This window comes from Amycolatopsis sp. SB7-3 (assembly GCF_041021335.1).
Classification (GTDB): Bacteria; Actinomycetota; Actinomycetes; order Mycobacteriales; family Pseudonocardiaceae; genus Amycolatopsis; species Amycolatopsis japonica.
This window is the reverse complement of the sequence record NZ_JBFPJQ010000001.1, coordinates 2,827,674-2,854,072: the sequence shown is the minus strand read 5'-3', so window position 1 is coordinate 2,854,072 and position 26,399 is coordinate 2,827,674. Positions and strand designations below refer to the sequence as shown.

Sequence of the window (26,399 nt, the reverse complement as noted above, 5' to 3'; positions counted from 1 at the left end):
GAGATCAACAAGCGCAGCTGGTTCACGGTCGGAACTTTACGTGTACCAGCGCCTCGGGCGCAGGGAGGAATGAATCTCCGCACCTGGAGACGATCTTTGTCACTGACCTAGGTGCAGCCTCGCGAACAAGAGTGACTCCGCGAGGTCCCGCGACCGCTGCGCCGCGCTCGGCGACCGCCGGGTGTTGATCTCCAGCACGACCTGTCCGGAGAAATCGCTGCTCACGAGCTTTTCCAGCAGTTCGGCGCAGGGTTCGATACCGCGTCCGGGCACCAGGTGCTCGTCCTTCGGGAGCCCCGTGCCGTCCGCCAGATGGACGTGCGCGAGCCCGGGACCCATCCGATCGGCGAGCGCGAGGGCGTCCATCCCGGCTGCCGCTGTATGGGACAGGTCGAGCGTGTAGTGGCGAAACCCTACGTCCGTAGGGTCGATCGACGGCCGGAACGCCGACACCCGCGACGTCCGCGAGCCACCGGGCGGGCGGACCTTGAACATGTTCTCGACCGCGATCTCGATGCCGCTGGCTTCTTCGAGCTCGTCGACGAGGTCTCCGAACGCGTCGCCGTAGCGGCGCTGCCACCGGAACGGCGGATGCACCACGACCGTGCGCGCGCCCAGTTCCTGCGCGGCTTCCACCGACATCCGCAGGCGCACCACGGGATCCGGCGACCACACGCGCTGGGTGATCAGCAGCGAAGGCGAGTGGATCGACAGCACCGGCACCCCGGTGCGCCGCGACCACCGGCGCAACGCGGAGACGTCCTGGCTGACCGGGTCGGCCCAGACCATCACCTCGACCCCGTCGTAGCCGAGGTCGGCGGCCAGCTCGAACGCCACTCCCGCCCGCAACGGCCAGACGGACGCCGTCGAGAGGCCTACCGGAACCTGCTGAACCATTCCGGCATTCTTCCCGAGGCCGCTAACGGGCGACCAGCAGGAGTGCGGCCGGTGAGACCGTCACCACCAGTCCGACCAGCACCGCGAGCACCAGGGTCTGCAGATCCTCCGCCTTGCGGATCTTCCGGACGATCCACACCAGCGCGACGATCACCAGCAACGCGGCGACCAGCGCGGCGGCGGGAAGGTTCACCCACAGCCAGTTGAAGCCCAGCCACACCGCGGCACCACCGACGACGCCGAGGGCGAGCTGACCGGCCAGCGCCAGCCACTGCTTCCCCGGCGAGACCTTTTCGGCGGGCGCCGCGGGCTCGTCGACGACCTCCTCGGCCTGGTCGTCGTCGTAGTCGTCCTCGTACTCGTCGGCGCGGTAGCCGTAGTCGTCACGCTCGAAGTCCGGGCCGCCGTCCGGATACGCCGGGTCGGCGAACTCGCGCTCGTACTCGTCGAGGTTGTCCTGACGGTCACGGTCGTCGAGGGAATGCGGCGGCACGAACGGCATCGGCGCGGGATGTCCCATCGTGGGCGGTCCGGCGTCGAACGGATCCGGTTCGGGCTCGGGTTCCGGCTCGACGGGCGCGACCGGGGGCGGCACCGGCGGGATGCCGCCGATCTCGGTGTCCTCGGACTGCACCTTCTGCCTGCGCTTGCGCCATCCGGCGAGCCCCGCGGGCGGCGCCGCCGGTTCCACGGGGGCCTCGGGTTCGGGCACGGCCTCTTCGCCGACCGCGGCGAACTGCTCGGTGCTCGGCTCGGCCTTCGGCTGCGGCGGGCGGGCCGCCGGACGACGGCGCCGCGCCGGCTGGGCGGGCGGCGTCGCGAACGCGCCGCTGGCCATCGGGCCGGGCGGATCCTGGACGTCTTCGGCCGGGGCGTCGAGGCCACCGTCGAGTCTCGCCGAAAGCCCCGACGACGGGGGCCCGGCGGGCGGTTCGGGACGGCGGCGGACCGGCGGCACCGCGCCGCGGGTCTCCTCCGGGCCGGGCGGACGCGGACGGCCGCGCGGGGGCAGCCCCTCGGAATCCGGCGGACGCTGCTGATAGCCGGACTGCTCCTGCGGCGGTGTCGGCCGCACGAACTGACCAGACTGCTGCGGCGGACGCTGCTGGTAACCGCTCTGCTCCTGCGGCGGCGGCGTCGGCCGCACGAATTGCCCGGATTGCTGCGGCGGACGCTGCTGATAGCCGCTCTGCTCCTGCGGCGGGCGCACCGGCGGCGTCTGCCGGGTCGGGGTCGACGCGACGTTCGGCGGCACCGGCAGCGGCGCGGAATCCTGCTGCGGCTGCGGGAGCGGACGCGCTCCGGAGTCTTGCGGGCGCGCGCGGCGCGGAGGACGGTTGGCGGGCGGCGGGGTGTCACCCGACACCCTGTCGATGATCGCCTGCGGCGCGGTGTCGCTCACCGACGGCGCGCGCCGTCCGCGAGTGGGCTCGGGAGCCTCGTCCTCGTCGTCGGCCGCACGGCGTCGCCTGCGGCGCCCGCCTTCGGGCTGGGCTCCGTGCTGCGCCAGCAGCTCCGCCACGGTCTTCTGTGGCTGGCCGCTCTCTGTCTCGTCCGTCATACCGTGCTGTCCAATGCGCGCTCCAGCCGTTGTGAACCGGCACGCGACGGGGCATCGGCGGCGTCGCGCGCGCTATCCACCGTCATCCGCATTTCCGTCACCTCGTCACCGTGCCCGTTCTCCGTCGACTAAGTCCAGTCGGGCGCTGCCGCCCACAGTCTCGTCCGCACCGTTCGAATGGTCCAGCCGTCGAAGGATGACACCTTCTCGCAGCGCCCACGGACAGATCTCCAGTTCTTCCAGGGAAAGCGCCCGCATGGTGGCTTGTGCGACGAGCGCGCCGGCCACCAGCTGATGCGACCTGCTCGCGCTGACCCCCTCGAGTTGGGCCAGGTCCTGGGCGGTCATCCGGGAGATGAACGCGATGAGCTGGCGCAACGCGGTGTCGGTCAGGGTACGGCGCACATGCGGCCCGCTGGCCGACGGCGCCGCTCCGGTCAGCCGGGCGAGTGACCGGAACGTCTTCGAGGTCGCCACGACACGATCGGGTTCACCCAATTTGGCGACCTTCTTCGCGAGCGGGGCGAGTTGTTCTTCGAGCCACACCGAAGTCGCGATGAGCTCCGAACGGGACGGCGGGTCGTGCTGGAACCGCGTCCGCGTGGTCCGGCCCGCGCCCAGGGGCAGCGATTCGGCCAGGTCCGGCTCCTCGTCGCGGCCCATCGCGATCTCGAGCGAGCCGCCGCCGATGTCGAGCACGAGCAGTTTGCCCGCCGACCAGCCGAACCAGCGGCGAACGGCGAGGAAGGTGAGCCGGGACTCGTCGATCCCGGAGAGCACCTTCAGTTCGACGCCGGTCTGCTCCTGGACCTTCGCCAGCACCTTCGGGGCGTTCTTGGCTTCGCGGACCGCGGAGGTGGCGAACGCCATGACCTCTTCGCAACCCAGCCTGGCCGCAGCCGCCTTCGCCGACTCGACAGCGCGTACGAGGCTGTCCGCGCCCGCGCGGCTCAGGTCGCCGTTGCGGGTGATCTGCTCGGCGAGGCGGAGGACGGCCTTTTCGGAATGCATCGGGGTCGGGTGGGCGCCACGGTGGGCGTCGACCACGAGCAGGTGGACGGTGTTGGAACCGACGTCGAGTACCCCTAGGCGCACGAGCGTCTACGGTACCCGCCCCCACGTCAGGTCACGAAACCGTAACCGTGATCTGTATCGCAGGGGCGGGTACCGGGCCTGTCACGTCTCGAACTTGTAGCCCAAGCCGCGCACGGTGACCAGGTGCCGGGGCGAGCCCGGGTCCGGCTCGATCTTCGACCGCAGCCGCTTCACGTGGACGTCGAGCGTCTTGGTGTCGCCGACGTAGTCCGCGCCCCACACCCGGTCGATCAGCTGCCCGCGGGTGAGCACGCGGCCCACGTTGCGCAGCAGGTACTCGAGCAGGTCGAACTCCTTGAGCGGCAAGGAGACCTCCTGACCGTCGACGGTCACCACGTGCCGCTCGACGTCCATCCGCACCGGCCCGGCGGTCAGCACGAGCGGGGCGAGGTCGCCTTCGGAGCCCGGCTCGCCGCCGCGGCGCAGCACCGCCCGCACCCGCGCGATGAGCTCACGGGCCGAGTACGGCTTGGTGACGTAGTCGTCGGCGCCGAGTTCCAGCCCGACGACCTTGTCGATCTCGCTGTCGCGCGCGGTCACCATGATCACCGGTACCGCGGAACGCTGCCTGAGCTGCTTGCAGACGTCGGTGCCGCTCATACCGGGGAGCATGAGATCGAGCAGGACGATGTCGGCGCCGTTGCGGTCGAACTCCTCGAGCGCCTGCTGCCCCGTCACGGCGACGGCGGCGGTGAAGCCCTCTTTGCGGAGCAAGAACGCGAGCGGGTCGGCGAACGACTCTTCGTCCTCGACGATGAGAACCCTCGTCACAGGTTTCCTCCATGGTCGGGGCTTTCTTGCCCTGTTGCCACGAGACGGGGTGTCCGCTCGGGGGTCTTCTCCGGCCGGGACGCCGGCGGAGCCTGTTTCACGGGCGCGGCCGGTTCGGCGGGGATGTGCGCGGGGATCCGCAGGGTGAAGGTCGACCCGGTGCCAGGACGGCTCCACAGGCCGACCGAACCGCCGTGGTTCGCGGCCACGTGCTTGACGATCGCCAGGCCCAGCCCGGTGCCGCCGGTCGCCCGCGACCGTGCCTTGTCCGCGCGGTAGAAGCGCTCGAAGACGCGCTGCTGCTCGTCCTCGGCGATCCCGATGCCGCGGTCGGTCACCGCGATCTCGACCTTGCCGTCGACCAGGCGCCTGCTGATCGACACCGGGCTGCCCGCCGGCGAGTACGCGACGGCGTTCTCCAGCAGGTTCGACAGCGCGGTGACCATCAGCGTCCGGTCGCCCTCGATGAGCAGGCCGCTGGCCGCGTCGGTGGTGATGGTGATCTCGGCGGATTCCGCCGAAAGCGTCGTCCGGCCGAGCGCCTCGCGGACCACGGCGTCGACCTCGACGACGTTGAGGTCGGGCAGCCGCTCGGCGCCCTGCAGCCGCGACAGCGCGATCAGCTCGGTGACGAGCTGGCCGAGGCGGGTCGACTCGCGGAGGATCTTGCCGCCGAAGCGGCGGACCTCCTCGGTGTCCTCCGCGGCGTCGAGGACGGCCTCGGTGAGCAGCGCGATCGCGCCCACCGGGGTCTTCAGCTCGTGGCTCACGTTCGCGACGAAGTCACGCCGGACGGCTTCGAGCCGGATCGCCTCGGAGTGGTCGACGGCCTCGACCACGGTGAACCCGTCGCCGAGCGGGCGGACCTCGCCGAGGACGGCCTCGGGCTGACGGCCCCTCGCCTCCAGCGGGGAAAGGTCGATCTCCATCGGCTCGTCGGTCTCGACCACCTGCTCAGCGGCCTTGCGGGCCCGCGGATCGGCCTGGTTGACCTTCACCAGGCCGAGTTCGTAGGCACGCGGGTTGTGCAGGACCATGTCGCCGAACTTGTTGAGGACGACGACGCCGTTGTTGCTGGACCGCACGAGGCGTTCGAGCAGTTCGGCCACGGTGGGACCGGTCGGTCGCCGCTCCTCGCGGCGGGCGCGGCCCCTCGCGATCAGGAAGCCGAAAACCACACCGACGATCAGTCCGCCGACGGCCAGGGCGAGTGCAACAGGCGTGGTCACAGGGGAATCGTAAGCGCGTGGGTAGTCTTTTGGCCTAGTCCCGGCCGCGTACTCGTGATGCCTATGACACCTGGGGACACCCTGTTCGCCTGCAGGTCAGCCGCCGTTCACGTGGCCGATCCCTCGCCGAGATCTCCTGGGTGAGGCGGGTCACCCGAACCGGGGACATCGTCGCCGCGTGATGCCCGGATCCCGACTTTCGTCGTGATCGTTCACCGGCGAATAGCGACGTTCCCGTCACGGCCCCCGGGGATTGTTGGAAGACTGTCGCCGTGGAACTCGTCAGTGACATCTCCCTGATTCGCGGAGAAGAAGAGCTGTTCGACCGGACGGCTCATCTGTTCGTCGCGGCGACCGACATCGCGTGCGCGGCCGACGACCTCTACACCTGGGCGCTTTCGCGGCCGTCGCTCACGCGGCAGGGCGAACGGCTGGTGCGCGACAAGCGGATCCGCAAGCTGTACCGTCCCGGCGTCCTGCTGAACGAGCAGACCGCGCAGCATCTGCACCGGCTGTCCGGTCTCGGCGCGCAGATCCGGATCGGCACCGAGGAGATCAACGAGACGATCCTGCTGGACGAGCGGGTCGCGATCATGGCGGGCGACGAGGGCAAGGCGGTGCGTTCGTACAGCGTCATCTCGCGCCCGGAGCTGGTGCAGGGCATCCTGTCGCTGTTCGAAACCGCCTGGCTCGCGTCCACCACCCTGGAGACGTTCGACGCGCGGTTCGCCGACATCCGGATGGAGGCACCGCAGATCCTCGAGTTCCTGACCACCGGCTGCAAGGACGAGAAGGCCGCGAAGAGCCTCGGCATGGGCGTGCGCACCTATCAGCGGCGCGTCTCGGAACTTCTGGTCGCGCTCGGCGTGACGTCGCGTCTGCAGGTCGACGCCCGGGCACGGGAACTCGGCCTGCTGTGAAGCGCTGGGCGGGATTGGCCGTGCTGCTCGCGCTCGCGGGCTGCACCACCACGATCTCCGGCACCGCCCGGCCCGAACCGGAGACCCCGCCCGCGAACCTCGCACTGGTCGATCCGGCGAAGACGGCGTCCGTGCTGGCGGCGGTGAAGACGGCCGCCGAAGCGGTGTTCTCCTACGACAGCACGGCCGTGCCCGCCTACGAGAAGGCACTCGCCGACAACGTGACGCCGGGCGCGCGCGACGAGCTGGCGAAACTGTTCGCCGAGGTCCGGAAATCGGCCGAGCCGGTCAAGCTCGTGACCAAGGTGATCGTGTCGGCGGCGGTCGAGCAGACGCCGGACAAGGCGCGGGTGCTCACGGTCCTGGACCAGAGCAGCACCAGGGCCGGTGCCACCAGCAAGGGCATCGCGTCGGTGCTGCTCGCGACCGTCCGCGAGGGTGATCGCTGGCGGATCGGCGAGGTCAAGGTGAATCCGGCGGACTCCCCGCTCGCGGCGGAAAAGCCGGGCGCGGGTGACCGGGTGTTCGCGAGGGTGCGGGATTCCGCGCGGGACGGTGCCCTGCGCGCCGCGGAAGCTCTGCTGAACGTGAATCCGGCCGACCCCGAAGGCACGTACGCCCGCTACGAGTCCGTGTCGACCGGGCAGTTGCTGACCCAGTTCCAGCAGGACAAGGCGGCTCGGCTGAACCAGATCCGGTCCGGCGGCACGAAGGCGTCGCTGGCGCCGAACCCGGCCGCGGCGGTCATGGAGGTCGTGGACGACAAGGCGAGCGTGCTGCTCTTCGCGACGTCGGACGTCACGGACGCGGCCGGGCAGGCGTCGAAGCGGTACCTGCCGCTCGTCCTGCGCCTCCAGCACCTGCCCGAGGGCTGGAAGGCGGCCGGCATCGAGTCGGTCCAAGCCCTCCCCTGACGCAATTCGTCCTCTGAACGCGGTGGTTCGAGAGCGAACTACCGCATCCAGAGGACGAAATGCGTGGGTCTAGCGGCCCTGGTTCGCCACGGCGGCCGCGGCTTCCTTGGCGGCCTCCGGGTCCAGGTAGGTGCCGCCGACGGTGACGGGCTTGAGGTCTTCGGTGAGGTCGTAACGCAGCGGAATGCCGGTCGGGATGTTGAGCCCGGCGATCGCGTCGTCGGAGATGCCGTCGAGGTGCTTCACCAGCGCCCGCAGCGAGTTCCCGTGCGCGGCGACCAGCACGGTCTTGCCCGCGCGCAGATCCGGCACGATCGCGGACTCCCAGTACGGCAGCAGCCGCGCGACGACGTCTTTGAGGCATTCGGTCAGCGGGGCGGCGTCGCCGAGGTCTGCGTAGCGCGCGTCGCCCACCTGGCTGAACTCGTCGGCCGGGTCGATCGGCGGCGGCGGGGTGTCGTAGGAGCGGCGCCAGAGCATGAACTGCTCCTCGCCGAACTCGTCGAGCGTCTGCTTCTTGTTCTTGCCCTGCAGCGCGCCGTAGTGGCGCTCGTTGAGGCGCCAGTCGCGCTTCACCGGGATCCAGTGCCGGTCGGCGGCGTCGAGCGCCAGGTTGGCGGTCGAGATCGCGCGGCGCATCAGCGAGGTGTGCACGACGTCCGGCAGCAGGCCGGACTCCGCGAGCAGCTGCCCGCCCTTGCGCGCCTCCTGCTCGCCCTGCTCCGACAGCGGCACGTCCACCCAGCCGGTGAACAGGTTTTCGGCGTTCCACGTGCTCTGCCCGTGACGCAGCAGCACCAGAGTCCCAAGCTCAGCCATGGGGTTCAGCCTGCCAGAGGGAGCGGAAGCGCCGGTCAGAGGGCTGCGCTTGGCTTTATTTCTACAGAGAGTGCGTTACCCGCGAGTAACACCTTCACCCGTCCAGAAGACGGGTTGCCAACAAGTCCCGTTCCCTGGAAATCAGGCTGCACTCCGTTATCCCGGTTTTCGAAGTTCACTCGAACGGAGTAACCGGTAGTCTTGTGATTACAGGTGGAGATCTGACAGGTTGACTACGTCCCGCGCGGCCGGATTCCACGCACTCCCCGGCTCGACGCGGGTGACGACCGCGACTCGTCTCCCCCCTGCCGAGTCGCGGCGCCCGCCGGCCCCGTTGGCATCCCCCTCGTCACCGGGTCCACCTTGGCGGGAACTTCAGCGGGGCGGCTCGAGATCGCGACTCCCCCTCCCTCGAGCCGTCCCGCCTGTTCATCTTCCGGGCCCTCGTTCGTGGCAGGTATCCGCTGCCGGCGCCGGGGCGGCGGTTTCGTGTGACTGAACGGACAACACGCGTGTCGGAATGGACGACACACGTGATTGAGCGGACGACTCGTGGCGGAACCCCAGCCGGGGTCGTGTCGTCCATCCAGTCACGCGTGTCGTCCACCGGATCACGCGTGTCGTCCATCCAGCCCCGAACGGCACCGGGGACTTGGTCGGCTCAGTCGAGCGGGGGCGCGGACGGCAGATCCGAAGCGGTCGCCATCGCGGGTTCCGCCGGACGGCGCCGCTTGCGCAACCACCACACCAGCGCGGCCACGGGAACACCGAAGACCAGCAGGAACGGCGCCATCGCGCCGATCGCGGTCAGCAGGCCGCCGCCGAAGGTCAGGAAGGCGTCCCAGCCGCCGGCCAGCCCGCCGAGGAAACCGCTGCGGGATTCCTCCGACGCCGCGACCGTCTCCGCCTTCACCTGCAACGAAATCGTCGACATGGCGACACTGCCCGCCAGGCTTTCGCGCCGCTTCTGGAGCGACTCGAGCTCGGCCTCCCGGCTCGTCAGCTCGCTCTCCACCGAGGCGATCTCCGAAACCGACGTCGCCCTCGCGAGCAGCGCGCGGATGCGCTCGACGCTCGCGCGCTGGGTGGCCAGCCGCGATTCGACGTCGACCATCTGCTCGGTCACGTCCGTCGCGGTGACCTCGCGCCGGACCTGCTTCCCCAGCTTCCCGAGCTGGTCCAGCACGCCGTCGAGGCGCTCGGAGGGCACGATGATGTTGACCGACGCGCGCTTCTCCTGGGTGCTTTCCTGCCCGGTGTAGCCCGCGGCGCCCTGGGTGATGACGCGTACCTGCGAGATCACGTCGGCGACGTTCGGGGCGGTGAGTTCCAGGTTCGCCGTGCGCACCAGCTTGCGGTCGGCGACCCCTGGCTGTCCCGCGGGCGCCGGGGCCTTGTCCGAACCGGCCTTGCCTTCGGTGGCTTCTGTGTTGTTCTTGCCCGGCACCCCTTCTTTGGGTGCCGCCTGCTTGGTGTCCGCCGACATCGGCATCGCGGCCGACTCACCGCCGGAATCGTTCGCCGAACAGCCCGCCAGCGCCAGCACGATGCCGGCTGCCGCGACCCATCTCACTCGTTTGTGCATCAAAACCGTCTCCCTCCAGTGCTGCGGAAAGAGACGGAACGGACGACGGTGCCGTTGCACCGTCCGGGTCACGAGTCGGTCAAGGCTCCGGGTTCGTGCCCGTTCGAAGGCTCGACGAGATGTTTGAACGCCTGCAGGTTCGCCAGCGACTCGCCGCGCGAGACGCGCCAGTCCCATTCGCGTTTGATCGATTCGGCGAATCCGAGTTCCAGCAGCGTGTTGAAGTCGCCGTCGGCGGCCTCCAGCACCTGCCCGAGGATCTTGTCCAATTCGGCTTCGGTGACCGTGTCCAAACCGAACCGGCCGACCAGGTAGATGTCGCCGATCGCGTCCACGGTGTAGTGCACGCCGTACAGTTTCGCGTTGCGGCGCAACAGAAAGCGGTAAACGTCCTCATGGGACTCGTCGGGACGGCGGCAGACGAAGGCTTCGACGGCGAAAGCGTGGTCACCGGCGACCAGCCAGCAGTTGGTCTGCAGTTTCTTGGTGCCGGGCAACGTGACGAAGTACCTTCCCTCGCCACGCCTTTGATATTCCAGGCCCGCATTGTCCAAAGAGGACCGCAAGGTCTCGTCGAGCGTCAAACCGCCACCTCCGCGCGCTGTTCGAGGGCACGCCGGAACGCGCCGGTCGCTTGAGCGTACGTGTCCAGCAGGCGGTCCGTCGTCCGGCGCCAGGAGAAGCGTCGCGCGTGGACGACGGCGTTGGCCGAAAGCTCGGCACGCCAATCGGGCCGCAACGCGACGTTCGCGAGCGCACCCGCCCAGTCCTTCGCGTCGTGCGACGGCACGAGCAGCCCGGAGACGCCGTGCGGAACGGCGACCGGCAGCCCGCCGACCTCCGCCGCGATCACCGGTGTCCCGCACGCCTGCGCTTCGAGCGCGACCAGCCCGAACGACTCGTTGTAGCTCGGCACGGCGACGAGGTCGGCCGCCCGGTAGACGTTGACCAGCGACTGGCCCGGCTGCGGCGGCATGAACCGGGTCTGCGCCTCGATCCCGAGGGAAACGGCCAGTTCGCGCAGGGCCTGCGGCTGCTCCAGCCCGGTCCCGGACGGGCCGCCGACGATCAGCACCACCAGCCGCGAAGCCAGCTCCGGCCGTTCACGCAGCATTTCGGCCGCGGCCAGCAGGAGGACGTCCGGCGCCTTCAACGGCTGGATCCGGCCCGCGAAGGCCAGCACGATCGCGTCGGCCGGGAGGCCCAGCGCCCGGCGCGCGGCGGCCTGGGAGCCGGGGGTGAAGCGGTCGAGGTCGACGCCGGGCGGGATGGCGTGCACGGCGTGCGGGTCGGCGTCGTACAGCTCGATCAGCTCGCGCGCCTCGACGCGGGTGTTCGCGACCAGGCAGTCCGCCTCCTCGACGACCTGCTCCTCGCCGATCACGCGGGTGCGCGGCTCGGGGGTGTCGCCCTCGGCCAGTGCGGCGTTCTTGACCTTGGCGAGGGTGTGCGCGGTGTGCACCAGCGGCACGCCCCAGCGGTCGCGGGCGAGCCAGCCCGCCTGGCCGGAGAGCCAGTAATGCGAATGGATGAGGTCGTAGTAGCCCGGTTCGTGGAACGCCTCGGCCCGCAGCACCCCTGCCGTGAAGGCGCACAGCTGCGCGGGCAGCTCGTCGCGCCCCAGCGGCTCGAACGGCCCGGCCGGGATGTGCCGGACCAGCACGCCGGGCGCCAGTTCGGCGACCGGGGGCTGATCCGAGGACGTGGCCCGCGTGAACACCTCGACCTCGACGCCCCGGCGGGCCATCTCGGTGGCCGTCTGGCTCACGTAGACGTTCATGCCGCCGGCGTCGCCGGTACCCGGCTGCTCCAGCGGAGAAGTGTGCAACGACAGCACCGCGACGCGCCTGGGCGCGGCGTCGAACCCGTGCAGAGGGATCGTCACCTGGTCAACACTCCCGAAGTCCTACTGATCGGCGAACCCGCGCAGCAGTTCACCGAACTCGTCCGCCGCTTCGGCGAACGGCAGATGCCCCACCTCAGGTAGCCAACGCACGACGGCCCCCTGAATCTTCCCCGCCGCGTATTCCGCGGACGTCGGATCGATCACAGCGTCCGCGAGACCATGGACGATAAGTGCCGGTTTGTCCAGATCACGAAGCACGTCCTCGCTCCCGACGTCACGCCGGAACAGCGCGGAACGCACCGCGGGCGGCGTGGAAAGGCAGGCGCCGAGCAGCGCTTGGGTGAGCGTGCCGGACACCGGGGCGGCCGTCATCCGTCCGCTGAACTGCACCAACGCGGGAATCGCGACCGCCGGATCGTCCGAAAGGACCGCCGGGATGGCGTCGCGCATCGCGGGCCCGACCTTGCCGCCGGGGCGGTTCTTGCCGATTTCTGTGATAGCGCCCACAAAAACGACGCCGGCGAGCCGCGAAGAGCCGTGCACCCGGAGGTAGTCGGTGATGACCAGCCCGCCGTAAGACCAGCCGACGACGATCGCGTCGTCGCCCGCGAAGTCGAGAACGGAGGCGAGATCCTCCGCCCAGACCCGGGGATCGTCGTAGCCGGCGGAGGGCACTTCGGAGTCCCCGTGCCCGCGCAGATCCATCGCGACCAGGCGAAACCGCTCGCTGAGCGCGGGGTCCGCCAGCTGCGGCGCCCACGCCCGGCTCGACTGGGCCCAGCCGTGCACGAACACGATCGGACGGGTGTTCTCGGCGCCCTCGACCCACAAACCGATGCGGGTCCCGCCGTAGCCGACTACCTCGGTTTTCATGGCAGCCAGCCTATGAGGTTCCGGTGTGTATGGGTCTCGTGAGTGGCAAGGACGGCTAGAGCGAACCGTGTCTCGGACATGTACCGGCGTGTGCTGGTGGCGGTGTCACGTGACTGGATGGACGACACACGTGATCAGGTGGACGACTCGCGGAGACCTCCTGGAAGCGGGCGTGTCGTCCATCCAGTCACGCGTGTCGTCCGCCGGATCACGTGAAATCGCCGGGGCGAGCAAGGGCTGCGGCGAGGCCGAACGGCTACTTGACAGCCGAGAGGGCCTTCCAGGACTTCCAGTCGTAGAACCAGTTCTTGACGTCCGATTTGGTCGGGCTGCCCAGTTTCGAACCGGTGATCTCGACCGGGTCGCCGATCATCGCCGAGTCGAAGTACTTCTTGGCGTCCGCTTCGAGCAGGTTCACGCAGCCGTGCGAGGTGTTGGCCTTGCCGATGTTCGCCGCGTTGTCCTGGTTCTCGTGGATGTACTCGCCGTTGTTCGAAATCCGGCAGGACCACTTCTTGTTGACGTTGGTGTAGCCGTAGCGCGCGTTGTCGAACCGCGCCATCGGCTCCTTCGTCATCACGATGAACGTGCCGTTGGGGGTGTTGCGCTGGACGTCGCCGTCGAGCCCGTTCGAGCACGGGTAGCTCGCCGATTCCGCCCCGCCCCGGTAGACCTTCATCACGTGGTCCGGGGTGTGGATCTTGACCACCTGGTTGCGGCCGATCTTGAACTCGGTGGTCACGTCGGCCTTGCCGTACGCGCCGCCGCCGAGCGCGACGCCGTAGAGCTTCGCCTCGACGTTGACCTTGATGTTCGCGGGCCAGTACTCCTTCGGCCGCCAGTCGACCTGGGTGTCCGACAGCCAGCCCCAGGAGCCCTCGACGTCCTTGTCGGTCTTCACCTTGAGCGCCTTCTCGGCGGCCGCCTTGTCCTTGACCGGGGACGCGAACTTCACGCTGATCGGCATCGCGACGCCGACCTCGGCGTCGTCGGTCGGGTTCAGCGTGGCGCGAACCTCCTTGGCGGGCTTGACCGTGCTGAACGAGCCCTTGAACTCGGCGGGCTTGTTGTCGCTGCCGGTGGCCTTCGCGGCGTACGTGTACGTCTTGCCGTAGCCGAGGACCTCGGTGCTGGTCCAGGTGAGCCCGTCGGCGGACAGCTCGCCCTTGACGTCCTTGCCGCCGTCCCCGGTGACCTTGACCTCGGTGAGCTTGCCGTCGGCGACCTTCACCACGACCGGCGTCACCACGGACGCGTCCTTGGCGTCGGCGGCGGGTTCGGCGGTGATCTTCGCGACCGGGGCGGCACCCTGTTCCCCGCCGCCACTGCCTTCCGGCTTGGCGTTGCCGCCTTCTTCGCTGGAGCAGGCGGCGGCCAGCATGGCCGCGCCCGCGGCGAGCGCGGCCTTGAACACCGTGCGCCGTTCGATCACCGTGTACCTCCCATGAAGATCCCCGCGAGCTTCTACCCGCTCAGCGCCGGGAACCTCTCCGACGTTACCCGCGGCGACGGAACTCACCCTCGCCCCTCAGAGGGATAGACGCACGAGGGTGGTGCCGGGTTGTTCACCCGCCCGCATTTAGTCCTCTGAATGCGGTCTTTGGCTCAAAGGGTGCAGTTGATGAGCAGGGGCTCAGGGTGCAGCGAAACGCCGAAGCGAGCCTCGACGCCGTCACGCACTTCGCGCGCCAGATCGAGAAGGTCCTCGGTCGACGCCTTGCCCCGGTTCGTGAGCGCCAGCGTGTGCTTCGTAGACAGCGAGACCCTGCCGCCAGGCCCTTCGTGACCCTTCGCGAATCCGGCACGCTCGATCAGCCAGGCCGCGGACAGCTTCGTGCCGCCGGGCGCCGGGTACTGCGGCACGCGCACGTCCTCGCCGACGACATCCACGATGCCCGCCAGCACCTTCGCCAGCCGCGCCTCCCCGATGATCGGGTTGGTGAAGAACGAGCCCGCGCTCCAGGTGTCGTGGTCGTCGGCGTCCAGGACCATGCCTTTGCCGCGACGCAGCCCGAGGACCGCTTCGCGTGCTTCGGCGGCCGGGACCCGGTCACCGATCTCGACGCCGAGCGTGCGGGCGAGTTCGGCGTAGCGGATCGGGGCAGAGAGGCCGTCTTCGCTGACCTTGAAACGCACTGTGAGCACGACGCCCGCATCGGTCCCCTTCAGGATCGACGTGCGATACCCGAAGCCGAGCTCTTCGGCGGTCAGCGTGCGGATCTCGCGGGTGGCACGGTCGTAGAGATCGACCGAGACCAGGGATTCGGCCACCTCGCAGCCGTACGCGCCGACGTTCTGGATCGGCGTCGCGCCGACCGAACCGGGGATCCCGGAGAGGCATTCGAGCCCGCCGACGCCCTCGCCGACCAGGCCCGCGACGAAACCGTCCCAGTTCTCGCCCGCCGCGACCTCGACGAGATCTCCGTCACGTGTCCAGCCGGTGTTGCCGACCTTCAGCACCGTGCCCTCGAAACCGTCGTCGGCGACGACGAGGTTCGAACCGCCGCCGAGCAGCAGGACCGGCTCGCCCGCGTCGTCGGCCTCGCGGACCGCGTCGACCAGGGCCCGCACGGTCTTCGCCTCGGCATAACGCCGGGCCGGACCGCCGAGGCGCAACGTGGTGTGGTCGGCGAGGGTGGGAGTTTCGGCAGTGCTCACGCCCGTGAACGGTACTGTCTGGCGCCATGGCCTCCCGTATCGAGCACCGCTCAGCGTTCTCCGCAGACCTCGCGACCACGTTCGACGCGGTCGCCGGCGAGGCGGCGCTGCGAGCGCGGCTGGAGCAGATCGGCGGCGACGACGCGGAACTGCTGGAGTACGTCCCGGCCGAGGACGGAGTGCGCTACAAGCTGCGTCAGGGCATCAGCTCGGACAAGCTCCCGTCGGCCGTGCGGACGCTGCACCGGGGCGACCTGATCGTCGAGCGCGAGCAGAGCTGGAAGGCGGCCGGGAACGGCTACACCGGTACCGCGACGGCGGCGGTCTCGGGCGTGCCGGGCGAGATCACCGCGAAGACGTCGCTGACCGCCGAAGGCGAGCGCACGACACTGGTCAACAGCGGCCAGGTCAAGGTGCGGATCCCGTTCGTCGGCGGAAAGCTGGAGGGCGTGATCGCCGAACAGGTCACCAAGCTGCTGGAGCGCGAGGCGGAATTCGTCGCGAAATGGCTGGCCGAGCGCTGAAACCGGTCGGGGCACCGACACGGGGCACGACCAACCCCAACCGGCTCCGGCGGGTGGACCGGTGGCTCGCGAGCGATCCGGGCGTGACGCGGCTGCTGCACCGCGCGGACGAACCGCTCGTGGTGGATCTCGGCTACGGCGCCTCACCGGTGACCACGGTCGAGATGGCGCGCTGGCTGCGCACGGTCCGCCGTGACGTCCGCGTGCTGGGCCTGGAGCTGGACGCCGAACGGGTCGCCGTCGCGCAGTCCGCCGTCGACAAGCCGTGGCTGGACTTCCGGCGCGGCGGTTTCGAACTGGCCGGGGCGCGGCCGGTGGTGGTGCGCGCGTTCAACGTCCTGCGGCAGTACGACGAAGCCGAGGTCCCGGGCGCTTGGTCGCTCATGCTGGACGCGATGACGCCGGGCGGGCTCCTCGTCGAAGGCACCTGCGACGAGATCGGGCGACTGAGCACCTGGGTCGCCGTCGGACACGACGGACCGCGCACCCTGACCCTGTCGGTACATCTCGCCAGCCTGGAACGTCCGTCCACAGTGGCCGAACGACTGCCCAAGATCCTGATCCACCGCAACGTTCCCGGCGAACGCGTCCACGAACTACTGTCCACTTTGGATACTTGCTGGGCGACGGCGGCACCGCACCAGAACTTCGGCGTCCGTGCCCGCTGGGCGCACGCCGTCCATCTGCTCACCGCCCGGGGCTGGCCGGTGCTGAACCGGCCGTCGCGGTGGCGGCTGGGTGAACTCACGGTGCCGTGGTCCTCGGTGGCCCCTGACTAGGAATTCACCGGTCGAACCCCGCTCCGTCACCCCAAAGCGACCTGCGGTGATCACCATGGAACCGTGGAACTGCTGGAGTACGTCACCGGGCTGCTCGAGGGCACGCTCGGATCGCCCTGGCTGTGGGTGATCGTGTTCCTCGTGTCCGGGTTGGACGCGCTCCTGCCGTTCATGCCGAGCGAGACCACCGTCATCACCGTCGCCGTGTTGATCGGCACGGACTTCGCCCAGCTGGCGCTGCTCGCGCTGATCGCGGCGCTCGGGGCCTGGCTGGGCGACTGCCTCGGCTACACCGTCGGCGCCGCCGCGGGCCCGCGGGCGCTCGCCCGCCTGCAGCGCGGTCCGGACGGGATCCGGCGCTACGAATGGGCGAAGATCCAGGTGCGGCGCAACGCGGTTCTGCTGATCCTCGCCGCCCGCTACCTGCCCGGCGGCCGCGTCGCGAGCGGGCTCGCCAACGGCAGCCTCGGCTACCCGCCACGCAAATTCGTCCCTCTCGACGCCCTCGGCGCGGGCATCTGGGCGGTGTACAGCGTCCTGATCGGACTAGTCGGCGGAGCGGCCTTCGCGGACGAACCGGAGAAGGGCCTTCTGCTGTCCTTCACACTCGGCCTGCTGCTGGTCGCGGCGATCGAGATCGGGCGGCGGGTCCGCGTCCGGATACTGACCCGGCGCCGCGCGACGGCCGGGACCAGCGACAATGGTGTGCGTGTCGAACCCTGAACGTCGCTATGTGATCTCCTTCGGCTGCCCGGACCGCACGGGCATCATCGCCCGTATCTCGGGTTTCCTCGCCGAGCACGGCGGGTGGATCGTCGAAGCGGCGTATCACACCGACCCGGACACCGGCTGGTTCTTCACCCGCCAGGTCGTCCGCGCCGATTCGCTCCCGTTCGACGCCGCCGAACTGCGCACGCGCTTCGCCGAGGTCGCGGAGTCGCTTTCGAGCGAGTCGAGCTGGCAGGTCAGCGACACCGGCGAACGCCGCCGCGCGGTGATCCTCGTCTCCAAGGCCGGGCACTGCCTCTACGACCTGCTCGGCCGGGTCGCGTCCGGGGAACTGGACGTCGACGTCGCCGCCGTCATCGGCAACCACGCGTCGCTGGGCGACATCACCCGCGCCCACGGCATCCCGTTCCACCACGTCCCGTTCCCCGCCGGCGACCCGGCCGCCAAGGCGCCGGCGTTCGCCGAAGTACGGAAACTCGTCGACGAGCACGACCCGCACGCCGTGGTCCTCGCCCGGTTCATGCAGGTCCTGCCGCCGGAGCTGTGCGAGGCGTGGGCCGGGCGGGCGCTCAACATCCACCACAGCTTCCTGCCGTCGTTCGTCGGCGCGCGGCCGTACCACCAGGCCCACGCGCGCGGGGTGAAGCTCATCGGCGCGACCTGCCACTACGTCACCGCCGACCTCGACGCGGGCCCGATCGTCGACCAGGACGTCATCCGCGTCGACCACGGCGACTCGGTCGAGGACATGGTCCGCAAGGGCCGCGACATCGAGAAGGTGACGCTGGCGCGCGGGCTCCGGTGGCATCTGGAGGGCCGCGTGCTGGTGCACGGGAACCGGACTGTCGTCTTCTAGTGGTTCACTGTCGCTATGGGGACCTCAGAGATCAAGGCGATCGAGACGCTCGAAGCGCTGCGTGAGCACCTCGGCCACCCGGCCGAGCGGACCAAGGGGAAGATCATCCCCTTCCTCGATCCGCACGCGCGCACGCTGATCGAGCACTCGCCGTTCTACCTGCTGGCGACGGCGTCGGCCGACGGGACCTGTGACGTCTCGCCGCGCGGCGACCCCGCCGGTTCCGTGAAGGTGCTCGACGACAAGACGCTGGCGCTGGCGGACCGGCCGGGCAACAAACTGCTCGACAGCCAGACCAACATCCTCGAAAACCCGCACGCCGGCCTGCTGTTCCTGATCCCGGGGATGAACGAGACCCTGCGGATCAACGGCCGCGCGAAACTGGTCGCGGACGCGCCGTTCTTCGACGACCTGGTGGTCAAGGGGAAGCGGCCGGCGCTGGCGATCCTGGTCGAGGTCGAAGAGCTGTACATGCACTGCGCCAAGGCTTTCCTGCGGTCGTCGCTGTGGAAGCCGGAGACGTGGCCGGAGCGGTCGAGCCTGCCGACGGCGGGCCAGATCTTCCGTGACCAGATGAAGCTGGACGTGTCGGCGGAGGCGCTCGATGCGGCGCTGACCGAAGGCGCGCTCACGACCCAGTACTGAGCCCCACACGCGCTATGAAAGGTCCTTTCCTTGCAAATTTTGCAAGGAAAGGACCTTTCATAGCATCGGGAGGCGGGTCAGACGCGGACCAGCATCTTGCCGGTGTTCGCCCCGCCCAACAGGTCCAGGAACGCCTGCGGCGCGTTGCGGATACCGTCCACAATGGTCTCCGAGTACTTCAGCCGCCCGGAGGCGACCAGCGGAGCGACCTCCTGCACGAACTGCGGCTGCAGCGCGTAGTGGTCGCCGACCAGCATGCCGCGCATGGTGAACCGCTTCGCGATGATCGACGCGAGATTGCGCGGCGCCGCGGCCGGTTCGGTGTTGTTGTAGACCGAGATCATCCCGCAGATCGCCATGCGGCCGTGCAGGTTGATCGAGTCGATGGCCGCTTCGAGGTGCTCGCCGCCGACGTTGTCGAAGTACACGTCGATACCTTCGGGCGCCGCCGCGCGCAGCTGCTCGATCACCGGGGCGTCCTTGTAGTTGAACGCCGCGTCGAAGCCCAGCTCGTCGGTCAGCCATTTGACCTTGTCGTCCGTACCCGCGCTGCCGATGACCCGCTTCGCGCCCTTCAGCTTCGCCAGCTGGCCGACGACGGACCCGACGGCGCCCGCCGCGCCGGACACGAAGACGGTGTCGCCCTCCTTGAACTCGGCGACCTCCAACAGTCCGGCGTACGCGGTGAGCCCGGTCATCCCGAGGACGCCGAGGTACGCCGTGATCGGGGCGGCCTCCGGGTCGACCTTCACCGCGTGCTTCGCGGCGACGACGGCGTGCGAACGCCAGCCGAGGCCGTGCAGCACGATGTCACCGGGCTTGAAATCGTCCACGGTGGACTCGAGCACCTCGCCGACGGCGCCGCCGTGCATGACCTTGCCGACCTCGTACGGCTCGGCGTAGGACTTCGCGCTGCTCATCCGGCCGCGCATGTACGGATCCACGCTCAGCACCTGGTTGCGGACCAGGATCTGCCCCTCGCCCGGCACCGGGATCTCGACGTCGGCGATCTCGAAATTCTCCAGCGTCGGAACACCGTGCGGACGGGAGGCGAGCCGGATCTCGGTTGCGTTCACGAGGTAACTCCAAGTCTGTTGCCGAAGCGGGGCGGTCGCCCCGTATTCACGACGGGTACAACGAGCCAACCGGGGCGCCCATTCCGATTGTGGCGAGGGCTACACGACCTCGGCGAGCTTGCCGAGCACGCCCTCGTAGATCCGCTTGAGCCCACCGGGCGCGAAGGTCTTCTCGAAGAAGCCGCCGATGCCGCCCGCGCCGTCCCAGGTGGTCTCGATGCGGACCAGGCTGCCGCCCGGCACCTCGCGGACGGTCCAGGTGGTGACCATGCTGGAGTTCGCGTCGGTCTCGACGAGGGTGCCTTCGGACGGCTCGGTCACCGTCGCGGCGACGTCACGCACACGCTTCGACGTGGCCTGCAGCTTCCAGCGCGCCTTCGTGCCCGCGCCGACGCCGCCTTCCGTGACCTCGTAGTCGCGGTAGTGCTCCGTCAGCAGCTTCGGCCGGGTTTCGGCGTAGTCCGCGACGAGCGCCCTGACCTTGTCCGCCGGCGCCTCGATGGTGCGCTCCGCGACGGCCGTGACCTTTCCCATCCCACTCCCTTTCACCCGTATGGCAAGACAGCGTCCACGATTCCACCGCTGCTCGCAGTGGGAACGCGCACCCCCTGCCCGGATGCGAGGAAAGGTCCTTTCCTCGCAAATTTCGCAAGGAAAGGACCTTTCATGGCACGCGAAGGGGACTAGATGAGTGACTTCTCCTTCAGCCAGTCCTTCGCGACATCGCCCGGCTTCTCGCCGTCCGAGTCGACGCGCTTGTTCAGCTCACGCAGCTGCACGGTGTCGAGGGCCTTGCTCACGGCGTTGACGGCGGCCGCGAAGTCGGCGCCGCGCTCGTCGAGGACCTTCTTGTTCACCGCGGGCACGACGTTCTCGGTCGGCACGATGGCGAGGTCGTCCTCCAGCGCCACGAACTGCGGGTCGCCGACGAGCGGGCTCACCGAGTCGACCGGGATGACGGTGACCTTGCCGGACCGCAGCTGTTCGACGCGCGGGCCCGCCTCCTGCACGGTCTGGAACGTGGCCTTCAGCTTGTAGACGTCGGTGAAGCCCTTGAAGCAGGGAAGCCGCTCCGCGCACTCCGGAGCGCCCGCGACGACCACGTTGTCGACCTTGGCCAGGTCGCTGATCTTCGCCAGCCCCTTCTCCTTGGCGAGGTCGGCCTTCACGATGTAGGTGTTCTTGTTCTCCGCCGGCGAGTAGTCCAGCAGGCCGATGCCGTCCGGCTCGAACAACTTCTTGAGCTGCTCGTGCTCGCCCGCCGCGTCCTTCGGGGCTTCCTTGCCGTATCCGGTGGTGATGGCGGCGCCCTGGTACTCCGGGATGAACTGGAGTTCGCCGGATTTCAGTGCCGGGTAGATGAGCTCGCGCGAAGCGACGTTGAGCTTGCGGGTGATCGGGTAACCCTTGGCCTCCAACGCGTTCGCGTACAGCTCGGCGAGGATCACGCTGTCGGTGAAGTTGAAGGAGGCGACCACGATCGGCGTCCCGCCCTTGCTCTGCGCGGCCGGGGCCGCCGCGTCGTCTCCGCCCCCACAGGCGGTCATACCGAGGATGGCGGCGGCGAGCACCGCGCCCACTCGAACATTCCGTGTCCAGCGCACGTGCACACTCCTATGACTCGTTCAGAGGAATGAACCGTATCTCCGGGTCACGACAGAATCCACATTTTGAGAGTTGCACCCCTTGCGCTCCCAGAGAACGGAATCCGGCGCCCCGAACGGGGTAAGGTCGGCCGGTGCGAGCCTCCTCCGTGTTCCCCGTACCCGCCCAGGGCGGACGGCCGCTCTTCGAGTGGCGCTGGGTGGACCGCCATCTCGACGAGATCTTCGAGCGGCTGGGTGAGCACATCGTCCTGACCGCGGCGGCGCTCGCCATCGGACTGGTGGTGTCGATCGGTGTTTCCGCGATTTCGCTGCGTCGCCGGTGGTTCTACGTCGTCGCGTTGAGCACGGCCGGTTCGCTGTACGTCATCCCGAGTCTCGGTGCCTTCGCCGTCCTGGTTCCTTTCACCGGCCTGACGTCCTTCACCACAGCGGTGATCCCGTTGGCGACGTACACGTTGCTCATCCTGATCCGCAACATCGTCACCGGCGTCGAACAGGTCCCCAAGGAAGTCCGCGAAGCCGCGATAGGCATGGGTTTCACCCGTTCGCGATTGCTGTGGCAGGTCGAACTCCCGCTCGCGCTGCCGGTGGTGATCGCGGGCCTGCGGGTCGCGGCGGTGACCACGATCGGGCTCGTGACGGTGACCTCCATGCTCGGCAAGGGCGGCCTGGGGTACTTCATCCGCAACGGCATCCAGACCGCGACACCGAATCCGACGTCGATCATCGTCGGCGTCGGGCTTTCCGTGGTACTGGCCGTGGTGGTGGATCTGCTGCTGTGGCTCGGTGGGCGCGCGCTCGCGCCGTGGTCGCGGAAGGCGGCGTCGCGATGAGCATCATCGACCAGACCATCGCATGGTTCGGCGAACCGAACCGCTGGAGCTGGACCGATCCGGCGGGCGTGCCGTACCGGACGGTCGAACATCTCCAGTTCTCCTTGCTGGCGCTGGCGATCTCGGCCGTGCTGACGATCCCGCCCGCGTTGTGGCTGGCGCACTACCGCCGCGCGCAGTTCCTCGCGACCAGCGCGGTGAACATCGGCCGCGCGATCCCCAGCTTCGGGCTGGTGATCCTGTTCTGGTTCCTGGCTTCCCGGCTCGAAGTCGACACGAGCTTCTGGCCGTTGATGCTCGCGCTGGTGGCGTTGGCGCTGCCGCCGTTGTTCACCAACACCTACGCGGGTGTCATCCAGCTGGAGCAGGAAACCGTCGACGCCGCGCGCGGAACCGGCTACCGCGAGTGGCAGATCATGCTGCGCCTGGAGTTGCCGCTCGCCTCACCGGTCATCCTCGCGGGTGCCCGCGTCGCGTTCCTGCAACTGGTGGCGACGGTCGCGATCGGCGCGATCGTCAACGACGGCGGCGGACTCGGACGGTACATTGTGGACGGTTTCGCGCTCGGCGAGCCCGGCCACGGCGAGATCCTGGCGGGCGGTATCGCGGTCGTCGTACTGGCTTTGGTGTGCGAAGGGGTTTTCGCGCTCGTCACGCGTTGGGTGACCCCTCGCGGGCTGGCGATCCAGTCCCGCGCGGAAACCCGTTCCTGAGCGCCGAAACCACCGTCGTGACCGCCGGGCCCAGCGCCCGGTCCTCCTCGACGGGCGGCACCAGCTCCCGCAGCCGCTCGTAGGTCGCGCGCAGCGCCGGCGCCCCGTCCCCGGACGCCAGCCACCTCGCCTGCGAACCCGTGATCAGCTCGCAGGCGGTGATGGCGAACATCCGCGCGCAAGCGTCACGGAGCTGGTTCCCCGCCGCCCAGGCGAACGCCTGCACGTCCTCCTGCCCACCCGACGTGTCGACGGAACCCAAGGTCGCGGGCATGGCCAGCCGCCGCAGCGCGTGCAGCTCCCCCACCGCGCGTTTGTGCAGCGGGACGAGCCCAGCCTGGGGCCCCGGCTCCACCGCGAGCTGCGCGGGCAGGCCACTGAACCGCTCGTCGAGCAACCGGTGCGTCCGCTGCACGCTCACTTCGCCGAGATGCACCAGCGCCGCCGTCACCGCGTCCATCCGCAGCCCGAGTTCGACGGCGTGGAACCCGGTCGTGGAAACGAATTCGCCGTCGAGGAAGACGGGCGAATCGGTCGGCATCGAGCGCCCGAGCACTTCGTCCAGCTCGGCGGCGACCCGCGTCAGATGAGCGAGCGCGCGCGGAGCCACCCGCACGGAGACGGGCGCCTGCACGACCGGCCGTTCGACGGCACCTCGGATCAGGCCGCTCACTTCACGCAGGACCGAACGCAGCACCTGATCGTCTCCGGCCAGCGCGGGACGATAGACCCCTTGCGGCGCACCGAGAACGTCGATCGCGATCGCGGCGGCGAGTGTCTGGAAATCCACCACCCGCCGGACCTCGGCCCGCCCGAAAGCGGCGAGCGTCTCAGCCAGCGGCGAGCCCTGGATGAGGGTCGCGGCCTCCTTGAGACCTGGCTCGTACGGCTCCGCCAGCACCTCCGACGCGGGTGTCTCGACGCCGTCCACCAGCACGGTCCCGACGCCGAGAAAGGTCTGGAAGGCGTGCGCCAGCGGGATGATCTCGCCTGCGCTGCCCAGCCCCGTCCGTGGCACGGCGGGGGTGAACCGTTCGTTCAGCCGGTCGACGAGAAACGTCACGAGCTCCGGACTGGCGCCCGCTTCGAGGGCGAGCAGATCCCGCAGGCGCACCAGCAGCAGCCACCGCACCTCGTCGGCCGAGAGCCACGGCGGGCCGCCGACGGCACGGCCGATCAGCAGGTTCCGCTGGTGCGCGTTCGACGCGGGCGCGGCGACCCCCGCGAGCCGCCCCATACCGGTGTTCACGCCGTAGACGGGGCGCTCGTCCAGCGCGGCGAGGACTCGGGCGCGGTTTTCGCCGAGCCTCGCCAGCAACGCCGGGTCGATCTCGAGGACCTCTGCCTCGAAGGCGGAGGCCAGCGGAAAGTCCTTTGTGGACAGCCTCACTCGACGGGGCGCGCGAGCCCGTCGATCACCTCGGCGCCGGGCAGGGACGCGAGGACGGAGCCCGGGATCAGCAGCTTGCCGCCGCGGATACCGCTGCCGATGACCAGTTCGGGTTCGTCCGCGACGCGCTGGTCGACCAGGATCGGCCACTCCGCGGGCAGGCCGACCGGTGTGATGCCGCCGTACTCCATTCCGGTGAGCGAGACGGCCTCGTCCATCGGGGCGAAGGAGGCCTTGCGCACGTCGAGACGGCGTTTGATCACGCCGTTCACGTCGGCGCGGGTGGTGGCGAGGATCATCGCGGCGGCGAAACGGACCTCGCCGGCGCGTTTGCCGGCGACGACGACGCAGTTCGCGGACGCGGAGAGCGGTGAGCCGTACGCCTCGCAGAAGGCGGCGGTGTCGGCCAGCTCGGCGTCGATCTCGACGACGCCGACGGCGTCCGGATCGGGCAGGGCGGCGAGTGCCTTCGCGACGGGCTCGGCGAGCAGATCCGTGCGGGTGAGGGCGGGGACGACGGTGAGGCTTCCGGCGATGGTCCAGTCAGTCACACCGCCCACCCTAATCACCAGTTGCGGCCGCCGCGCTGGACCTCGATGAGCTTGGGGCGGACGTCCACGAGGTAGACCAGGACCGCGACCAGCGCGGGCAGCCACAGGATCATGCCGCCGCCGTAGAACTGGAAGAACGTCAGCACCACGGTGGCCCCACCGGTGATGAGCATCCAGATGGGTTTGGTCTTCCGATCGGCGGCCGAATACGCGTCCGCGCGCTGCAACAGCGCGTGCACGAACGCGAACAGCCCCGTCAGCGCGCCGCCCCAATGGATGGCGATGAGGATCCAGTTGGCAACGAACACAACCTCAGCTTACGTCAAACCGGGCGAATGACCCGGGCCCCCGGCACCGAAGCGGGTGCCAGGGGCCCTGGAATTCACGCGGACCTTACTTCTCGGTGGTCTTCGGCGCGGTGGCCGGCTTCTTGGCGGCCGGGCTGGTGGTGGTGCGGCGCGCGGTGGTCGTGGTCTTCGGCGCGGTCTTGTTGGCGACCTTGCGCGAAGCCGAGCGGGTCTCGTGCGCGAGGTCGTCGCCGATCTCCTCGACCTCGTCGGCGATCTCGCCGGCGACCTCGGTCACCTTGCGGGCGGTCTTCTCACCGACCGAGCGGGTGCCCTTGGTGACCTTGCCGAGCACGGTGTCGATGCGCTCGCGGGCGTCGGTGGTCGCACCCTCGACGCGGTCCTGCGCGGTGCTGATCGCGTCCTCGAGCTGCTCGATGGCCTTCTTGACCTGCGGCTGCGCGGCGATCTTGTCCCACGCCTGCTCACCGGACTCGGCCAGCTTGTTGTACAGCTTCAGCGCGGCCTCGGTGTACTCGTCGATGACCTTGCGCAGCTCGGCCGGGTCCAGCTTCTCGCGGAGACCCTCGACGTCGTGCGGGAGCTCTTCGATGTTCTTGCGGGCGGTCTCGCTGCCCTCGACGACCTTCTCCTTGGCCTTCGACACGGCGTCGACGACGGCCTGTCCGGCCAGGTTGCCGGCACCCAGGGCGGCCAGCAGCGGCGTGCGGACCTGGTCGAGGGCGGTGTGCTTGCGTTCGGTCTTGGTGGCCGTGGTCATGCTGACTCCTTGGTTTCTTCGACTTGGTCTTCGGTTTTCGCCTGGGCCGCCTGCTCGGGTTTCGCGGCGGCGTTCTCGCGGCGGAACGATTCGTAGACGTCGAGCAGGACCTGCTTCTGCCGTTCGGTCAGCTCGGTGTCGGCGCGGATCGCGTCGCCGACCGGGCCGCCCATCGGCAGATCGAGGATTCCCGCTTGCACGTAGAGCGCCTCGGCCGAAATACGCAGGCCCTTGGCGATCTGCTGCAGGATCTCCGCGCTGGGTTTGCGGACCCCGCGCTCGATCTGGCTCAGGTACGGATTGGACACGCCGGCGAGTTTCGACAGCTGCCGCAAGGAGATCTTCGCGTTGCTGCGCTGCTGGCGGATGTACTCGCCGATGTCGGAAGCGATGTCCGCGACCTTCTCCATCGGTCCGCCCGATGTGGGCTGATCCCGGTCGGTGTCTGACATCGGTCACC

General features: G+C 69.3%; 29 protein-coding genes. 9 read left to right on the top strand and 20 right to left on the bottom strand.

Annotated features, from left to right (window positions below; all coding sequences use genetic code 11):
• Positions 1–99: 99 nt before the first annotated feature.
• From AB8M46_RS14080 to AB8M46_RS14060, 5 genes are all read right to left on the bottom strand, one after another.
• The gene (locus AB8M46_RS14080; protein ID WP_037333006.1) at positions 100–897 is read right to left on the bottom strand and encodes a sugar phosphate isomerase/epimerase; all 798 of its coding nucleotides are present in this window, start codon (positions 895–897) and stop codon (positions 100–102) included.
• A gap of 22 nt (positions 898–919) precedes the next feature.
• On the bottom strand, positions 920–2,458 hold the full coding sequence (locus tag AB8M46_RS14075; protein ID WP_394360452.1) for a hypothetical protein: 1,539 nt from the start codon (positions 2,456–2,458) through the stop codon (positions 920–922).
• 105 nt (positions 2,459–2,563) lie between these two features.
• On the bottom strand, positions 2,564–3,553 hold the full coding sequence (locus AB8M46_RS14070) for a Ppx/GppA phosphatase family protein (RefSeq protein WP_037333010.1): 990 nt from the start codon (positions 3,551–3,553) through the stop codon (positions 2,564–2,566).
• A gap of 81 nt (positions 3,554–3,634) precedes the next feature.
• On the bottom strand, positions 3,635–4,324 hold the full coding sequence (locus AB8M46_RS14065; protein ID WP_005167072.1) for a response regulator transcription factor: 690 nt from the start codon (positions 4,322–4,324) through the stop codon (positions 3,635–3,637).
• Positions 4,321–5,553, bottom strand: coding sequence for a cell wall metabolism sensor histidine kinase WalK (locus AB8M46_RS14060; protein ID WP_037333013.1), 1,233 nt, complete (start codon positions 5,551–5,553; stop codon positions 4,321–4,323). The genes AB8M46_RS14065 and AB8M46_RS14060 overlap by 4 nt, the downstream gene beginning before the upstream one ends.
• A gap of 272 nt (positions 5,554–5,825) precedes the next feature.
• Between AB8M46_RS14060 and AB8M46_RS14055 the strand changes: the two genes are divergently transcribed.
• Complete coding sequence (locus AB8M46_RS14055; protein ID WP_125731971.1) at positions 5,826–6,473, top strand: DNA-binding response regulator; 648 nt, start codon at positions 5,826–5,828, stop codon at positions 6,471–6,473.
• Positions 6,470–7,387: a hypothetical protein gene (locus AB8M46_RS14050; protein WP_378422206.1), complete on the top strand. Its 918-nt coding sequence runs from the start codon at positions 6,470–6,472 to the stop codon at positions 7,385–7,387. Before AB8M46_RS14055 ends, AB8M46_RS14050 begins: the two co-directional genes overlap by 4 nt.
• Positions 7,388–7,456: 69 nt before the next feature.
• Here AB8M46_RS14050 and AB8M46_RS14045 read toward each other — a convergent pair whose 3' ends face one another.
• From AB8M46_RS14045 to AB8M46_RS14015, 7 genes are all read right to left on the bottom strand, one after another.
• Entirely contained in the window at positions 7,457–8,206 is a 750-nt protein-coding gene (locus tag AB8M46_RS14045) for a phosphoglyceromutase (RefSeq protein ID WP_394360451.1), read from the bottom strand.
• 661 nt (positions 8,207–8,867) lie between these two features.
• On the bottom strand, positions 8,868–9,791 hold the full coding sequence (locus AB8M46_RS14040) for a DUF4349 domain-containing protein (RefSeq protein WP_394360450.1): 924 nt from the start codon (positions 9,789–9,791) through the stop codon (positions 8,868–8,870).
• A gap of 68 nt (positions 9,792–9,859) precedes the next feature.
• A complete protein-coding gene (locus AB8M46_RS14035; protein ID WP_037333023.1) occupies positions 9,860–10,375 on the bottom strand; it encodes a YbjN domain-containing protein in 516 nt (171 codons plus the stop codon).
• Entirely contained in the window at positions 10,372–11,676 is a 1,305-nt protein-coding gene (gene mshA / locus AB8M46_RS14030; protein WP_199754867.1) for a D-inositol-3-phosphate glycosyltransferase, read from the bottom strand. Before mshA ends, AB8M46_RS14035 begins: the two co-directional genes overlap by 4 nt.
• A 21-nt stretch (positions 11,677–11,697) precedes the next feature.
• Positions 11,698–12,510: an alpha/beta fold hydrolase gene (locus AB8M46_RS14025; protein WP_378422203.1), complete on the bottom strand. Its 813-nt coding sequence runs from the start codon at positions 12,508–12,510 to the stop codon at positions 11,698–11,700.
• Between the two features lie 256 nt (positions 12,511–12,766).
• Positions 12,767–13,942 carry an Ig-like domain-containing protein gene (locus tag AB8M46_RS14020; RefSeq protein ID WP_037333027.1) on the bottom strand — a complete coding sequence of 392 codons (1,176 nt, stop codon included), beginning with the start codon at positions 13,940–13,942 and terminating at the stop codon, positions 12,767–12,769.
• A gap of 173 nt (positions 13,943–14,115) precedes the next feature.
• Positions 14,116–15,168 carry a UDP-N-acetylmuramate dehydrogenase gene (locus tag AB8M46_RS14015; protein ID WP_394360449.1) on the bottom strand — a complete coding sequence of 351 codons (1,053 nt, stop codon included), beginning with the start codon at positions 15,166–15,168 and terminating at the stop codon, positions 14,116–14,118.
• Positions 15,169–15,194: 26 nt separating this feature from the next.
• Between AB8M46_RS14015 and AB8M46_RS14010 the strand changes: the two genes are divergently transcribed.
• The 5 genes from AB8M46_RS14010 (at position 15,195) to AB8M46_RS13990 (ending at position 18,701) form a co-directional block, all read left to right on the top strand.
• Positions 15,195–15,692, top strand: a complete 498-nt coding sequence (locus AB8M46_RS14010; RefSeq protein ID WP_037333031.1) for a DUF2505 domain-containing protein — start codon at positions 15,195–15,197, stop codon at positions 15,690–15,692.
• A complete protein-coding gene (locus AB8M46_RS14005; RefSeq protein WP_394360448.1) occupies positions 15,674–16,471 on the top strand; it encodes a class I SAM-dependent methyltransferase in 798 nt (265 codons plus the stop codon). Before AB8M46_RS14010 ends, AB8M46_RS14005 begins: the two co-directional genes overlap by 19 nt.
• Before the next feature lie 63 nt (positions 16,472–16,534).
• Positions 16,535–17,194, top strand: a complete 660-nt coding sequence (locus tag AB8M46_RS14000; RefSeq protein ID WP_394360447.1) for a DedA family protein — start codon at positions 16,535–16,537, stop codon at positions 17,192–17,194.
• Entirely contained in the window at positions 17,172–18,056 is an 885-nt protein-coding gene (gene purU, locus AB8M46_RS13995; protein WP_199754866.1) for a formyltetrahydrofolate deformylase, read from the top strand. Before AB8M46_RS14000 ends, purU begins: the two co-directional genes overlap by 23 nt.
• Positions 18,057–18,071: 15 nt before the next feature.
• The gene (locus tag AB8M46_RS13990) at positions 18,072–18,701 is read left to right on the top strand and encodes a pyridoxamine 5'-phosphate oxidase family protein (RefSeq protein WP_378422199.1); all 630 of its coding nucleotides are present in this window, start codon (positions 18,072–18,074) and stop codon (positions 18,699–18,701) included.
• 77 nt (positions 18,702–18,778) lie between these two features.
• On the opposite strand, the gene AB8M46_RS13985 is transcribed toward AB8M46_RS13990, so the two are convergent.
• The 3 genes from AB8M46_RS13985 to AB8M46_RS13975 form a co-directional block, all read right to left on the bottom strand.
• Positions 18,779–19,777, bottom strand: a complete 999-nt coding sequence (locus AB8M46_RS13985; protein ID WP_037333041.1) for an NADP-dependent oxidoreductase — start codon at positions 19,775–19,777, stop codon at positions 18,779–18,781.
• 99 nt (positions 19,778–19,876) lie between these two features.
• Entirely contained in the window at positions 19,877–20,311 is a 435-nt protein-coding gene (locus tag AB8M46_RS13980) for an SRPBCC family protein (RefSeq protein ID WP_037333043.1), read from the bottom strand.
• A 149-nt stretch (positions 20,312–20,460) separates the two neighbouring features.
• A complete protein-coding gene (locus tag AB8M46_RS13975) occupies positions 20,461–21,357 on the bottom strand; it encodes an ABC transporter substrate-binding protein (protein ID WP_394360891.1) in 897 nt (298 codons plus the stop codon).
• A 173-nt stretch (positions 21,358–21,530) separates the two neighbouring features.
• On the opposite strand from AB8M46_RS13975, the gene AB8M46_RS13970 reads away from it, so the two are divergent.
• Complete coding sequence (locus AB8M46_RS13970) at positions 21,531–22,217, top strand: ABC transporter permease (RefSeq protein WP_199754917.1); 687 nt, start codon at positions 21,531–21,533, stop codon at positions 22,215–22,217.
• Entirely contained in the window at positions 22,214–22,930 is a 717-nt protein-coding gene (locus AB8M46_RS13965; protein ID WP_037335936.1) for an ABC transporter permease, read from the top strand. The genes AB8M46_RS13970 and AB8M46_RS13965 overlap by 4 nt, the downstream gene beginning before the upstream one ends.
• Here the strand turns inward: AB8M46_RS13965 and AB8M46_RS13960 are convergent.
• The 5 genes from AB8M46_RS13960 to AB8M46_RS13940 form a co-directional block, all read right to left on the bottom strand.
• The gene (locus AB8M46_RS13960; protein WP_394360446.1) at positions 22,869–24,320 is read right to left on the bottom strand and encodes an aromatic amino acid lyase; all 1,452 of its coding nucleotides are present in this window, start codon (positions 24,318–24,320) and stop codon (positions 22,869–22,871) included. The two genes, AB8M46_RS13965 and AB8M46_RS13960, sit on opposite strands and share 62 nt — an antisense overlap.
• Complete coding sequence (locus AB8M46_RS13955) at positions 24,317–24,871, bottom strand: YbaK/EbsC family protein (protein ID WP_037335938.1); 555 nt, start codon at positions 24,869–24,871, stop codon at positions 24,317–24,319. Before AB8M46_RS13955 ends, AB8M46_RS13960 begins: the two co-directional genes overlap by 4 nt.
• 14 nt (positions 24,872–24,885) lie before the next feature.
• Positions 24,886–25,179, bottom strand: a complete 294-nt coding sequence (locus AB8M46_RS13950; protein WP_037333051.1) for a DUF2516 family protein — start codon at positions 25,177–25,179, stop codon at positions 24,886–24,888.
• Between the two features lie 85 nt (positions 25,180–25,264).
• Entirely contained in the window at positions 25,265–25,939 is a 675-nt protein-coding gene (locus tag AB8M46_RS13945; RefSeq protein WP_394360445.1) for a hypothetical protein, read from the bottom strand.
• A complete protein-coding gene (locus AB8M46_RS13940; protein ID WP_052120361.1) occupies positions 25,936–26,349 on the bottom strand; it encodes a helix-turn-helix domain-containing protein in 414 nt (137 codons plus the stop codon). The genes AB8M46_RS13945 and AB8M46_RS13940 overlap by 4 nt, the downstream gene beginning before the upstream one ends.
• Positions 26,350–26,399 lie beyond the last annotated feature (50 nt).